13 protein-coding genes are annotated in these 12,575 nt (G+C 58.1%); 2 read left to right on the forward strand and 11 right to left on the reverse strand.

From position 1 onward, the window contains the following. Positions 1–9 precede the first annotated feature (9 nt). The 3 genes from ACLH0J_RS28725 to ACLH0J_RS28735 form a co-directional block, all read right to left on the reverse strand. Positions 10–1,107, reverse strand: a complete 1,098-nt coding sequence (locus tag ACLH0J_RS28725) for an amino acid ABC transporter permease (RefSeq protein ID WP_411390081.1) — start codon at positions 1,105–1,107, stop codon at positions 10–12. A gap of 10 nt (positions 1,108–1,117) precedes the next feature. Next, positions 1,118–2,299, reverse strand: coding sequence for an amino acid ABC transporter permease (locus tag ACLH0J_RS28730; RefSeq protein WP_411390082.1), 1,182 nt, complete (start codon positions 2,297–2,299; stop codon positions 1,118–1,120). 72 nt (positions 2,300–2,371) lie between these two features. Beyond that, positions 2,372–3,403: an amino acid ABC transporter substrate-binding protein gene (locus ACLH0J_RS28735; protein WP_253393484.1), complete on the reverse strand. Its 1,032-nt coding sequence runs from the start codon at positions 3,401–3,403 to the stop codon at positions 2,372–2,374. A 345-nt stretch (positions 3,404–3,748) separates the two neighbouring features. Between ACLH0J_RS28735 and ACLH0J_RS28740 the strand changes: the two genes are divergently transcribed. Both ACLH0J_RS28740 and rhlB read left to right on the forward strand, forming a co-directional pair. Next, positions 3,749–4,405, forward strand: a complete 657-nt coding sequence (locus ACLH0J_RS28740; protein WP_411390083.1) for an alpha/beta hydrolase — start codon at positions 3,749–3,751, stop codon at positions 4,403–4,405. Between the two features lie 96 nt (positions 4,406–4,501). Beyond that, complete coding sequence (gene rhlB / locus ACLH0J_RS28745; RefSeq protein ID WP_411390084.1) at positions 4,502–5,977, forward strand: ATP-dependent RNA helicase RhlB; 1,476 nt, start codon at positions 4,502–4,504, stop codon at positions 5,975–5,977. A 110-nt stretch (positions 5,978–6,087) separates the two neighbouring features. Here rhlB and moaE read toward each other — a convergent pair whose 3' ends face one another. The 8 genes from moaE to ACLH0J_RS28785 form a co-directional block, all read right to left on the reverse strand. Continuing rightward, positions 6,088–6,537: a molybdopterin synthase catalytic subunit MoaE gene (gene moaE, locus ACLH0J_RS28750; protein WP_411390085.1), complete on the reverse strand. Its 450-nt coding sequence runs from the start codon at positions 6,535–6,537 to the stop codon at positions 6,088–6,090. A gap of 2 nt (positions 6,538–6,539) precedes the next feature. After that, positions 6,540–6,782, reverse strand: a complete 243-nt coding sequence (gene moaD, locus ACLH0J_RS28755; protein ID WP_411390086.1) for a molybdopterin converting factor subunit 1 — start codon at positions 6,780–6,782, stop codon at positions 6,540–6,542. Continuing rightward, positions 6,779–7,252, reverse strand: a complete 474-nt coding sequence (gene moaC / locus ACLH0J_RS28760; RefSeq protein WP_411390087.1) for a cyclic pyranopterin monophosphate synthase MoaC — start codon at positions 7,250–7,252, stop codon at positions 6,779–6,781. The genes moaD and moaC overlap by 4 nt, the downstream gene beginning before the upstream one ends. A gap of 147 nt (positions 7,253–7,399) precedes the next feature. Continuing rightward, positions 7,400–8,794, reverse strand: coding sequence for a PhoH family protein (locus tag ACLH0J_RS28765; RefSeq protein ID WP_010564012.1), 1,395 nt, complete (start codon positions 8,792–8,794; stop codon positions 7,400–7,402). A 348-nt stretch (positions 8,795–9,142) separates the two neighbouring features. Further along, entirely contained in the window at positions 9,143–10,267 is a 1,125-nt protein-coding gene (locus ACLH0J_RS28770; protein WP_411390088.1) for a polysaccharide deacetylase family protein, read from the reverse strand. Positions 10,268–10,308: 41 nt separating this feature from the next. Further along, entirely contained in the window at positions 10,309–10,689 is a 381-nt protein-coding gene (locus tag ACLH0J_RS28775) for a hypothetical protein (protein ID WP_411390089.1), read from the reverse strand. After that, complete coding sequence (locus tag ACLH0J_RS28780) at positions 10,686–11,522, reverse strand: tetratricopeptide repeat protein (RefSeq protein ID WP_411392905.1); 837 nt, start codon at positions 11,520–11,522, stop codon at positions 10,686–10,688. The genes ACLH0J_RS28775 and ACLH0J_RS28780 overlap by 4 nt, the downstream gene beginning before the upstream one ends. A 107-nt stretch (positions 11,523–11,629) precedes the next feature. Then, on the reverse strand, positions 11,630–12,541 hold the full coding sequence (locus ACLH0J_RS28785) for a tetratricopeptide repeat protein (protein ID WP_411390090.1): 912 nt from the start codon (positions 12,539–12,541) through the stop codon (positions 11,630–11,632). Between the last annotated feature and the right edge of the window lie 34 nt (positions 12,542–12,575).

Consider the following 12,575-nt stretch of genomic DNA (forward strand, 5'->3'; position numbering starts at 1 on the left):
CAACAACTCCTAACGCTTGTGGCCTGTGTCGAGCTTATGTTCCAAATGAATGGAATAGCGCGACATACCAAAACAGAAAATCCAGAACACCAGGGCGGCGAACACGTAGCCTTCAGTGGCCATGCCCAACCATTTCGGGTCGGCGGCGGCTTGCTTGACGCTGTTGAGCAGGTCGAACAAACCGATGATGATCACCAGGCTGGTGTCTTTGAACAGTGCGATGAAGGTATTGACGATGCCGGGGATCACCAGCTTCAGGGCTTGCGGCAGAATCACCAGGCCCATGCTGCGCCAGTAACCCAGGCCCATCGCCGCAGCCGCTTCGTACTGGCCCTTGGGAATCGCCTGCAAGCCACCGCGCACCACTTCCGCCACATAGGCCGACTGGAACAGGATCACGCCGATCAATGCCCGCAGCAGCTTGTCGATGCCCATGCCTTCAGGCAGGAACAACGGCAGCATCACCGAGGACATGAACAGCACGGTGATCAACGGCACGCCGCGCCAGAACTCGATGAAGGTCACGCAGACCACCCGAATAGCCGGCATGTTCGAACGCCGCCCCAAAGCCAGCACAATCCCCAGCGGCAAGGCGCCAGCGATGCCCACGGTGGCGATCACCAGGGTCAGCATCAGGCCGCCCCATTGGCTGGTCGCCACGTTGGTCAGGCCGAGGATCCCGCCATGCAACAGGAAGTAGGCAATGATCGGATACAGCACCAGGAAGCTCAGGCCGTAGATCGCCTTGCGTGGAAAACGCGAGATGAACAACGGCGCCACGCCCACGATGGCCAGCCACACGGTCAGGTCCACGCGCCAGCGCAGGTCGCCGGGGTAGTAGCCGTACATGAACTGCCCGAAGCGCTGTTGGATGAACACCCAGCAGGCGCCTTCCTTGGTGCAGTCGGCGCGGGTGGTGCCCACCCAGTTCGCGTCGAGGATCGCCCAATGCAGGATCGGCGGCACCACCAGGTAGATCAGGTAGAACGCCAGCAATGTCAGCAGGGTGTTGAGCCAACTGGAAAACAGGTTGGCGCGCATCCATGCCACCGGGCCGAAGACTTTGCTCGGCGGCGGCATATCAGGTTTGAAAGTATGAGAACTCATGGGCGTTTCCTCACCGCTCGATCAGCGCAATGCGCTTGTTGTACCAGTTCATCAGCAGGGAAATGCTGATGCTGATCGCCAGGTACACGCTCATGGTGATGGCAATGACTTCGATGGCCTGGCCGGTCTGGTTGAGCACCGTGCCGGCAAACAGCGAAACCATTTCCGGGTAACCGATACCGGCGGCCAACGACGAGTTTTTCGCCAGGTTCAGGTACTGGCTGGTCAGCGGCGGAATGATCACCCGCAGGGCTTGCGGGATGATGACCTTACGCAGCGTGGGCCCGGGACGCAGGCCCAGGGAACGCGCGGCTTCGGTCTGGCCGTGACTGACGGACTTGATGCCCGAACGCACGATCTCGGCGATGAACGCGGCCGTGTACACCGTCAGCGCCAGGGTCAGCGCCAGCAGTTCAGGGATCAACACCCAGCCGCCGACGAAGTTGAACCCCTGCAGCTTGGGCATTTCCCAGTGCAACGGCGCGCCGAAGATCAACGCACACAACGCCGGGATCACGATGAACAGCGCCAGGCCCACCCAGAACTTGTGGAACGGTACGCCAGTCGCTTCAAAACGCTTGTTGGCCCAACGCGCCATCAGCACGATCGCCACAATGGCCACCACCACACTGGCCACAAACGGCCAGAACCCATCGGCGGCGAGCGCTGCCGGCATGTTCAGGCCACGGCTGCTGACGAAGAAGGTGTCGCCGAAGTTATGGCTGTTGCGCGGCCCCGGCATGGTCAGGAACACCGCGAAGTACCAGAACAGGATTTGCAGCAACGGCGGAATGTTGCGGAACACTTCCACATACACGGTCGCCAGCTTGTTGATCATCCAGTTCGGCGACAGCCGCGCCACGCCGATGACGAAACCGAGCAGGGTCGCCAGGACCACGCCGATGACGGTCACCAGCAAGGTGTTGAGCAAGCCGATCACGAACACCCGGGCGTAACTGTCCGATTCGGTGTAGTCGATCAGGTGCTGCGCGATGCCGAAGCCGGCACTGCGCTCGAGAAAGTCGAAACCCGAGGTAATGCCCCGGTGTTGAAGGTTGGTCTGGGTATTGTTGAAGAGGTACCAGCCCAGCGAGACCACCGCCACAATCGTGATGATCTGGAAGAGCCACGCACGCACTTTGGGATCGCTGAAGCTGAGCTTCTGCTTTGGTGCGCCGATTTGAGTTTGCATGAAGTGCCCCGGAAAGAATGGAACAGAACATCACCCGGCGGTTGGCCCACCGGGTGACAGAACCATCAGCGATCAGCGCACAGGGGGTGCGTATTGAATGCCGCCGTTATTCCACAGCGCGTTCAGGCCACGGTCGATTTCCAGTGGCGTGCTTTTGCCGAGGTTTTTCTCGAACACTTCACCGTAGTTGCCGACCTGCTTGACGATCTGTACGACCCAGTCTTTCTTCACTTTCAGGTCTTTGCCGTATTCGCCGTCAGCACCGAGCAGACGCGCGACGTCCGGGTTCTTGGTGGACTTGGCTTCAGCTTCGACGTTTTTGGAAGTGATGCCGGCTTCTTCCGCGTTGAGCATGGCGTAGCCAACCCAGCGCACGATGGCCAGCCACTCGTCGTCGCCATTACGCACGACCGGGCCCAGTGGTTCCTTGGAAATGGTTTCCGGCAGCACCACGTAGTCCTTCGGCGACGCCAACTTGCTGCGCTGGGCGAACAGTTGGGACTTGTCGGAGGTCAGCACGTCGCAACGCCCGGATTCCAGCGACTTGGCGCTTTCGTCGGAGGTGTCGAAGGTGATCGGGGTGTATTTCAGACCGTTGCCACGGAAGTAGTCGGAAACGTTCAACTCGGTGGTGGTACCGGCCTGGATGCAGATGGTTGCACCGTCCAGTTCCTTGGCACTTTTAACGCCCAGCTTGTTGTTCACCAGGAAGCCAATGCCGTCGTAGTACGTGATGAAGCCTGGGAATTTCAGGCCCATGCCCGCATCGCGAGAGCTGGTCATGGTGGTGTTACGCGACAAGATGTCGACTTCACCGGACTGCAGCGCGGTGAAACGTTCCTTGGCGTTCAACTGGCTGAATTTGACCTTGGTGGCGTCGCCGAACACGGCAGCGGCCACGGCGCGGCAATAATCAGCATCGATCCCGAGGATCTTGCCGCTGGCGTCCGGTACCGAGAAACCCGGCAAGCCGTCACTTACGCCACATTGCACAAAGCCTTTCTTCTGCACGGCGTCCAGGGTGGCGCCGGCGTGGGCGAAACCACTGACACCCAGGACTGCGGCCGCGGAAACGATGGCCAGGGTGGATTTCAATACCTTCATTCAAACCTCCAGTTGCTCTTGTTGTGTCGGAGCTAGAACCTCAGCGCACCCTTATGAGGCGATATCGACCCGTGTTGGCTTTTATTAGGGTCAAGCGGCATGAGGCGGTCGCGGTAATTCCAGTGGCTATCCCACGAACGGCAGTCACTGATAGTGTTACCGTCTTAGGATAGTTCTGACATCGACCTACACTTAGCAAAGCCCGTACCAGAGTGGCTGCTGAGTCGATTCAGCCGTAGGTCAATGGGAAAAGATTCAACCTTGCGACATTCTCGTAACAGATCAAACTATTGCGCACCGTTCCGTCGCACTTAATCGGAGCGAACGCACATTTATGGAGCAGACATGACCGAACCCTTGATTCTTCAGCCCGCCAAGCTCGCAGACGCCTGCGTTATCTGGTTGCATGGCCTGGGTGCCGATCGCTACGACTTCGAGCCGGTGGCCAAAGCGCTGCAGAAAAACCTGTTGTCTACCCGCTTCGTTTTGCCTCAGGCACCGACGCGTGCAGTGACTATCAATGGCGGCTACGAGATGCCCAGTTGGTATGACATCAAGGCCATGAGCCCGGCCCGTTCGATCAGCCTGGAAGAGCTGGAAGCCTCGTCGAAAATGGTCACGGATTTGATCAAGGAGCAAAAAAGCCACGGAATAGACGCTTCACGGATTTTCCTCGCGGGTTTTTCCCAAGGTGGAGCCGTGGTGTTCCACACGGCGTTTACAAAATGGCAAGGGGCCTTGGGTGGCGTGATCGCCCTCTCCACCTACGCCCCCACATTCAGTGACGAGCTGGAATTGTCGGCCAGCCAGCAGCGCATTCCGGTCCTGTGCCTGCACGGCCAATACGATGACGTAGTACAGAACGCCATGGGCCGCAGCGCCTACGAACATCTGAAAACCCGTGGTGTCACCGTGACATGGCAAGAATACCCAATGGGTCACGAAGTGTTACCGCAGGAGATACAGGATATCGGGGCCTGGTTGACCACTCGTCTGGGTTGAACTTGACTGTTTATATAGCCATATGACGGACGCACTACGCCGCGTCCGATTCTTGCATTACACTGGCCGGCGTATATTCCTTAACCAATTAATGAGATGACCGTGCTCAAAGCACTCAAGAAGATGTTCGGCAAAAGCGAGGCTGAGCCGCTCGCGCCTGTTCCCAGTGCTCCTGTCCCGACTGCCGGCAGCCGCGACGACGGTAAACAGCTCGACCGGACCGCACCGGTCGCCCAGCCCAAGGCGCCAAAGGTGACACCGCCCGAACCGGCAAAACCTCCTGAGGCTCAAGCCGCGCCTGCTCCCGCGCCCAAGGCACCGCGTCGCGAACGCGCACCCAAGCCGGTCGTCATCCCATGGAAACTCGAAGACTTCGTCGTCGAACCCCAGGAAGGCAAGACCCGCTTCCATGATTTCAACCTGGCGCCAGAACTGATGCATGCCATCCAGGACCTGGGCTTCCCGTACTGCACACCGATCCAGGCCCAGGTGCTGGGTTTCACCCTGGCCGGCAAAGACGCCATCGGCCGCGCCCAGACCGGCACCGGCAAGACCGCCGCGTTCCTGATCTCGATCATCACCCAGCTTCTGCAGACGCCGCCGCCGAAAGAACGCTACATGGGCGAGCCCCGCGCGCTGATCATCGCCCCCACCCGCGAGCTGGTGGTGCAGATTGCCAAGGATGCCGCCGACCTGACCAAGTACACCGGCCTGAACGTCATGACGTTTGTCGGTGGCATGGACTTCGACAAGCAGCTCAAGCACCTCGAAGCCCGTCACTGCGACATCCTGGTCGCCACTCCGGGCCGCCTGCTCGACTTCAACCAGCGCGGCGACGTGCACCTGGACATGGTCGAAGTGATGGTACTGGACGAAGCCGACCGCATGCTCGACATGGGTTTCATCCCACAAGTGCGCCAGATCATTCGCCAGACCCCGCCGAAAAACGAACGTCAGACCCTGCTGTTCTCCGCGACCTTCACCGAAGACGTGATGAACCTCGCCAAGCAATGGACCACCGACCCGTCCATCGTCGAAATCGAAGCCCTGAACGTCGCCAGCGAAAACGTCGAGCAACACATCTACGCCGTGGCCGGTGCCGACAAGTACAAGCTGCTCTACAACCTGATCAACGACAACGGTTGGGAGCGTGTGATGGTCTTCGCCAACCGCAAGGACGAAGTGCGCCGCATCGAAGAGCGCCTGGTGCGCGATGGCGTCAACGCCGCGCAACTGTCCGGCGATGTGCCGCAGCACAAGCGCATCAAGACCCTGGAAGGCTTTCGCGAAGGCAAGATCCGCGTGCTGGTGGCCACCGACGTGGCCGGGCGCGGGATTCACATCGACGGCATCAGCCACGTGATCAACTTCACCCTGCCGGAAGTGCCGGACGACTATGTGCACCGCATCGGTCGTACCGGTCGTGCAGGCGCGGCGGGTGTATCGATCAGCTTTGCCGGCGAGGACGACTCGTACCAGTTGCCGTCGATCGAGACGCTGCTGGGTCGCAAGATCAGTTGCGAGACGCCGCCGACGCACCTGTTGCGTCCCGTGGAGCGCAAGCGTCCTTAAACTGGAATGCGGTCAAAATTGTGGGAGGGGGCTTGCTCCCGATAGCGGTGGGTCAGTCAACAGAGCTGTTGAATGTGCCACTGCTATCGGGAGCAAGCCCCCTCCCACATTTACTTCCAGCGATCCGCCGCCGCGTGGTCGCTGTCACGCCCGTCCACCCAGCGTGCGCCTTCGGGGGTGCTTTCTTTCTTCCAGAACGGCGCACGGGTCTTCAGGTAGTCCATCACAAACGCACAGGCGTCGAACGCTGCCTGGCGATGGGCACTGGCTGCCGCGACGAACACGATCGGCTCGCCCGGCGCCAGGGCGCCGATACGGTGCAGCACTTCCAGCTTGAGCAGCGGCCAGCGCTGTTCGGCTTCCACCGCGATCTTGGCCAGGGCTTTTTCGGTCATGCCGGGGTAATGCTCGAGGAACATCCCCGCCACATCCAGGCCGTCATTGAAGTCACGCACGTAGCCGACAAAACTCACCACCGCGCCCACGCCCACATTGGCCGCATGCATCGCGTTGACTTCGGTGCCCGGATCGAACGGCCCGGCCTGCACACGGATGGCCATGCTCAGCCTCCGGTCACGGGTGGGAAAAACGCGACTTCATCGCCGGCTTGCAGGGGCTCGTCGAGGTCGCACAATTCCTGGTTGCGGGCGCACATCAGACTGGTTTCGTTGAGCACTGCGAAGTCCGGATCGACGGCCAATGCCTGGCGCACGGCGTCGACGGTGGCGAAGTCGCCTTCCATCTCCAGGGAATCCAGGCCGATCGTTTCGCTGTAGCGCGCAAAAAACAGGACGTTGATGCTCATGCCTGGTCCGCCTTGAAGTGCCCGCTTTTGCCGCCGAGTTTTTCCAGCAGGCGAATGCTTTCAATGGTCATACCGCGGTCCACGGCCTTGCACATGTCATAGATGGTCAACGCGGCGACGCTGGCGGCCGTCAGCGCTTCCATCTCTACGCCGGTCTGGCCGGACAGCTTGCAGCGCGCGACGATATGCACCGCGTCCACGCCCTCGGCGCTGAGCTCGACCTTGACGCCGGTGAGCATCAGCGGATGGCACAGGGGGATCAGATCACTGGTTTTTTTCGCCGCCTGAATCCCGGCGATACGGGCCACGGCGAACACGTCACCTTTGGGGTGGGCACCATCGACAATCATTTGCAGGGTTTCGGGCAACATGCGCACCCGCGCTTCGGCCACCGCCTCACGGAAGGTCACAGACTTGTCGGTGACGTCGACCATATGGGCGCGACCTTGGGAATCGAGATGAGTCAGCACAGGGATACTCCTGATCAGGAGCGCCGATTGTAAACCCTGTGGGAGCGAGCTTGCTCGCGAAAAACCAAAGAACAACGCGGGGCTCCAGAGACCCCGCGTTATCGTAGACACTCTTCGCGAGCAAGCTCGCTCCTGCATGGACCGCGTTTACAAGTGGGACTCGGCGTATTCGGCCAGGATCGAACGTGGAACACCCTGCAGCGCAATGTGCACGCCGTTGGGGAAATCCTTGAAGCGTTCCGTCAGGTAAGTCAGCCCGGAGCTGGTCGCGGACAGGTAAGGGGTGTCGATCTGTGCCAGGTTGCCCAGGCACACCACTTTGGAACCGGCACCGGCACGGGTGATGATGGTTTTCATCTGGTGCGGCGTAAGGTTCTGGCATTCATCGATCAAAATCAGGCTTTGCTGGAAGCTGCGACCCCGGATGTAGTTGAGGGATTTGAACTGCAACGGCACTTTGCTGAGGATGTAGTCGACGCTGCCATGGGTGTTTTCGTCATCCATGTGCAAGGCTTCGAGGTTGTCGGTGATCGCCCCCAGCCACGGCTCCATTTTTTCCGCTTCGGTGCCGGGCAGGAAACCGATCTCCTGGTCCAGGCCCTGCACGCTGCGGGTGGCGATGATGCGGCGATAGCGCTTGGTCACCATGGTCTGCTCGATGGCGGCCGCCAGGGCGAGGATGGTTTTCCCCGAGCCTGCGGCACCGGTCAGGTTGACCAGATGGATGTCCGGATCGAGCAGCGCATACAGCGCCAGGCTCTGGTACACGTCACGCGGTTTCAGGCCCCAGGCCTCCTGGTGCAACAAGGGCTCCTGATGCAGGTCGAGGATCAGCAGCTTGTCGACCTGGATCTCTTTGATCCAGCCCACGAAGCCCTGTTCGTCGATGATGAACTCGTTGATGTGCACGGCTGGCAGGTTGTCGATCAGTTGCACCTGATGCCAGGTGCGGCCGTGGTCCTGACGGGTTTCAACCTTGCTGACGCGGTCCCAGAACGAGCCGGTCATGGTGTGATACCCACGGGACAGCATCGACACGTCGTCGACCAGTTGGTCGGTACTGTAGTCCTCGGCAGCGATCCCACACGCTCGTGCCTTGAGGCGCATATTGATGTCTTTGGTCACCAGCACCACACGCAAGTCCTTGTCGCGGGCGTGCAGGTCGATCAATTGGTTGATGATTTTGTTGTCGTTCAGGTTTTCCGGCAGCAGGCTGTTGGGCTCGCTGCGCTTGCTCATCAGAATTGACAGCAAGCCCTTGGGCCCGCTCTTGCCGCGCTGGATCGGCACGCCGACTTCAACGTCATCGGGTGACGCTTCGCCCAGGGTCTTGTCGATCAGGCGGATGGCCTGGCGGCATTCGGCAGCCACGCTGTGGTGCCCGCTTTTGAGTTTGTCCAGCTCCTCCAGCACGATCATCGGGATGGCGACGTGGTGTTCTTCGAAGTTAAGCAGTGCGTTCGGATCGTGGATCAGTACGTTGGTATCAAGCACATAAAGGATTGGCTGGTCGGAAGAAGAGTTACGTCCATGATCATCCATACTCGGTCACCTTTGTGGGAGCCAGTCGACGCAATACCACAACAGTGCTGCGCCTCGATTCGACCACCGAATGCACCTGAGGGACGTCAAGTGCATTGCCCACATGAGGAGTCTTGGAAGACGCCACCTGTGTTGCAGGTTTCGGCGATCTGACTTCGTAATACCGCAAAACCCATGACAGGAAAAAGCACTTTGACGCTTTTTTGAAGTTTATTTTTCAGGATGACGAATAGCACTAGCCGCGTGCCAGGTACGCCGTTAAAGTCGGAAGTCCGCCTGCATCGAAATGTCGCACAAAATCCCCCCAGAAATGCCCCAGCCCCAACAGGGCCGGGCACTTCGGTGTTTTCAGCGAAACGCCTCCCGGCAGTCCTGCCACCCCAACCCGCTTTGCGCCGTCGCCTGCAGCAGGATCGGCAATGCCACACGCGCCTTGTCCTGGGTGTCGTGAAACACAATCACCCCTTTGCGCCACAACAGCATCAGCGTCAGCACCCGTTGCGCCGACTCGTCAGCCTTGAGTTTGCCCGGCTCGTCCTGGGAATCGATGTCCCACAACGCCACTTGCAGACCCTGGGCCTGGAAGAAGCCCTGGCTGTCGGCGCGGCGCTGGCCATAGGGCGGACGGAACAGCGGCACGTAGTTTTCCGGCATCAGGTTCTGCGCCAGCGTGGCGCTGCGAGTGATGGAGCTTTGCCAATCGACCCAGTGACTGTGGGAACGGTATTGCCAACCTTGAGTACCCACGCACTGGCCTTGGTAAAGCGCCTCGACGTCGCTGGCGGAACTGCGCTCCACGCGGTTTTGCAGGCTGCTGCCGAGGACGAAGAACGTGGCGTTCATCTTCTGCTTGCGCAGGTAATCGGTGAGCCAGTCGGTATTGCCGCTGACCGGCGCCGGGCCGCCGTCGAAGGTCAGCAGGAACAGGCGGTCATTGAACTCATCGCCATTGCGCTCATGGTCGCCGAAACGCGCGATCTCGCTGCTGATCTGCGGGAACAGCGCGGCCTTGCGCAGCAACTCATCCAGGTAACGTTCGTGGAAATGGTGGCTGGGACCGGCCCAGCCTACATAAAAGGAATTGTCGCTGACCTCGAACTTACCGGCCTGCTCGCGCAGATCATCCATGCTTTCCACCAGGTAGCAGAACGACGCATCCTCCTCGCAGCTGTGCTGGGCGAAGGTGTAGTTCTCCAACAGACGCTGCCAGAGCTGGCGGCGCAGGTCGTCGATGGCGGCCAGGTTGATAATCTTCAAGCCCAGGCGTTGCTTGAGCGCGGCTTCGTCCAGAGCCTCACTGGCGATGAGGCTGTGGGCGAACATCAGGATTTCGGCGCGCGAAGCCACGTCGAACAGCGCCGGGGTGCCGAGCTTCTCCGGCCAGGTACCGCGGTCCAGGCTGGCCACATCCACGGGGGCGGCTTGGGCGCCCATGCAGATAAGCCAGGCTGACAGTAAAAACGCAATTCGCACAACGGGTCTCCCTCTCCAGAGTCGTCGGGCACTATAGCCGATCAGGGTACTGATGGATGAACGGGGTTGGGCTCCCTGCCCACCGCCTTGGTGCTGTCAGTGGGCCTGATCTCAAAGCGCCGACCATTCACCAGCTCCACCGCATAGACCTGCGTGCCGGGGATGTGATCAAACAGGATCACACCGTCGGCGTCCGTCAGGTCCTCCCGGATCACCACGCCATCGGCAAACAGCGTGTAGGGCTCATCTACATAGCCTGGCAGCCCGGGTAGCGGCCTTACGACCAGACTGATCGAGCGAACAGCATCCGACGCAGACGCTCCGCCGAATGACAGGGATAGTGCAAGGGCACCAAGCAGGAGGATTCCAGCCAATACCGTTGATTGGTAAGTGCGCGTTTTCTTATTTGTCAGAGGGCTCATAGTTCTGGCCTACGGTGTGGATGTTCGGCGTCGAAGCCTTGTGTCGGGTGGGCGGGAAGGGGGTAGTCTTTCATTAAAGTGGGGAAGCGTAGATTAGGATCGGTTCTGAGCCGTTCCCATAAGTCAGAATAAAACACGTGAAGCTCTTCGTCTGGCTTATATCCGAAATCATATATTGCTCGAGATTTAGAATCGAAAGCACCTATTAGATTTCGGAAACCCGTAGTACTACCTAGTGACGCGGCACGCTGATAGTAAAATAGCGCTTTAGGTTTATTATCTTTAGATATCTCATAAAATGCGGCTGTTTCTATAATTGCCTCTTGTGATTCTTGAGCACCAGCACATTGAAAATAAGGCTCCGCCATTCGTTCGTCCTGTTTGTCTCGAGACAGTTGGAATGCAAAATAATTCCCAATACGTACCTGAGCCAGCGGACTCCCTAACTTCGCCGCCTGAAACATATAAGAACTGGCCATTCGATCTGACCTCAGTACACCTACCCCATTTTCAGCAATGACAGCCCAGTTGTAATAACCCAACGGGACTTTGAGTTTCACCATACGTTCATAGAGGTCGAGCATTTTGCTGGTGTCTTGTTCAACCCCCGGTTGCCCTGGCCAGCCAGTGCGATAGAGACCCGCTAGATTGTGCATTGCTTTCCAGTGATCTTTGGCAATGGCCTTTTCGTAAAGCCAAACAATTTTCCGCCAATTTTTAACCCCACGCACTTTCTCCAAAGCGCGGGCCTCTTGAAACCAGAGTTCGGCCTCGGCATCCAGCGGAGGGTTGTGGTCTTTTTCGTAGGCGCAGATGAAAGTTGGATAGGCCATGGCAGGCCCTCCGATCAACAACAGCGAAAGTGCAAGAGCACAAAGCAAGAAAATTCCCGCCAATGATTTAGACCGATAAATGCAATTATTTTTATTTGCCAAAGTTTTCATAGCTCTGGTCTACGGTCTGGATGTTCGGCATCGAAGCCTTGTGTGGGGTGGGCAGGGAGTGGGTGATCTTTCATCAAGGTAGGAAACCGTAATTTAGGATCAGCATCCAATTTCGCTGACAGCTCAGCATATAACTCATAAAGCTCTCGGTTTGGCCGATACCCGAAATTATATATGGGCTCAGGTTTCACCTCAAATACCCCACTGAGATAACCAAACCCCGTGGAACTGCCCATAGATGCCGCGCGCTGATAATAAAATAGTGACCTTGGTTTGTTTTCCTTGGCAGTATCATAGAAGCTTGCGGTTTTCTCTATGGCGTCAGGATTATCCTGAGCACCCGCACATCGGTAATAACGTTCGGCCATATCATCATCCTGTTTATGCCTTGGAAGTTCATAAGCAAAATATTGGCCGATTCGAACCTGTGCTAACGGACTTCCTAACTGCGCTGCCTGAAACATATAAGAACTGGCCATTCGGTCAGATTTCAATACTCCACGCCCATTTTCAGCAATCACAGCCCAGTTGTAATAGCCCAGCGGAACTTTGAGTTTCACCATGCGTTCATAGAGGTCGAGCATATTGCTGGTGTTTTGTTTAACACCGGGCTGTCCAGGCCAGCCCGTGCGATAGAGACCCGCTAGATTGTGCATCGCTTTCCAGTGATCTTTGGCGATAGCATTTTCGTAAAGCCAAACAATTTTTCGCCAATTTTTAACCCCGCGTACTTTCTCCAAAGCACGGGCCTCTTGAAACCAGAGTTCAGCTTCAGCATCCAGTGGTGGGTTATGGTCTTTTTCATAGGCACAGGTAAAGGTTGGATAGGCCATCGCTGGATCCCCACTCAGAAAAAATGAAAGAATAAGGACGCCAACGGAAAAACCTTTAATCAATGGCTTTGGCATAAGGTGTCTCCACATCCCAAAAACGCGTCAAATG

Origin of the sequence: Pseudomonas sp. MPB23, assembly GCF_046605395.1 — a bacterium.
Lineage (GTDB): Bacteria > Pseudomonadota > Gammaproteobacteria > Pseudomonadales > Pseudomonadaceae > Aquipseudomonas.

Coding starts and splice junctions, on each gene's coding strand:
- ACLH0J_RS28725 (WP_411390081.1), bottom strand. CDS start 1,107: ATGAGTTCTCATACTTTCAAACCTGATATGCCGCCGCCGAGCAAAGTC.
- ACLH0J_RS28730 (WP_411390082.1), bottom strand. CDS start 2,299: ATGCAAACTCAAATCGGCGCACCAAAGCAGAAGCTCAGCTTCAGCGAT.
- ACLH0J_RS28735 (WP_253393484.1), bottom strand. CDS start 3,403: ATGAAGGTATTGAAATCCACCCTGGCCATCGTTTCCGCGGCCGCAGTC.
- ACLH0J_RS28740 (WP_411390083.1), top strand. CDS start 3,749: ATGACCGAACCCTTGATTCTTCAGCCCGCCAAGCTCGCAGACGCCTGC.
- rhlB (WP_411390084.1), top strand. CDS start 4,502: ATGACCGTGCTCAAAGCACTCAAGAAGATGTTCGGCAAAAGCGAGGCT.
- moaE (WP_411390085.1), bottom strand. CDS start 6,537: ATGGCCATCCGTGTGCAGGCCGGGCCGTTCGATCCGGGCACCGAAGTC.
- moaD (WP_411390086.1), bottom strand. CDS start 6,782: ATGAGCATCAACGTCCTGTTTTTTGCGCGCTACAGCGAAACGATCGGC.
- ACLH0J_RS28765 (WP_010564012.1), bottom strand. CDS start 8,794: ATGGATGATCATGGACGTAACTCTTCTTCCGACCAGCCAATCCTTTAT.
- ACLH0J_RS28775 (WP_411390089.1), bottom strand. CDS start 10,689: ATGAGCCCTCTGACAAATAAGAAAACGCGCACTTACCAATCAACGGTA.
- ACLH0J_RS28780 (WP_411392905.1), bottom strand. CDS start 11,522: ATGGCCTATCCAACTTTCATCTGCGCCTACGAAAAAGACCACAACCCT.
- ACLH0J_RS28785 (WP_411390090.1), bottom strand. CDS start 12,541: ATGCCAAAGCCATTGATTAAAGGTTTTTCCGTTGGCGTCCTTATTCTT.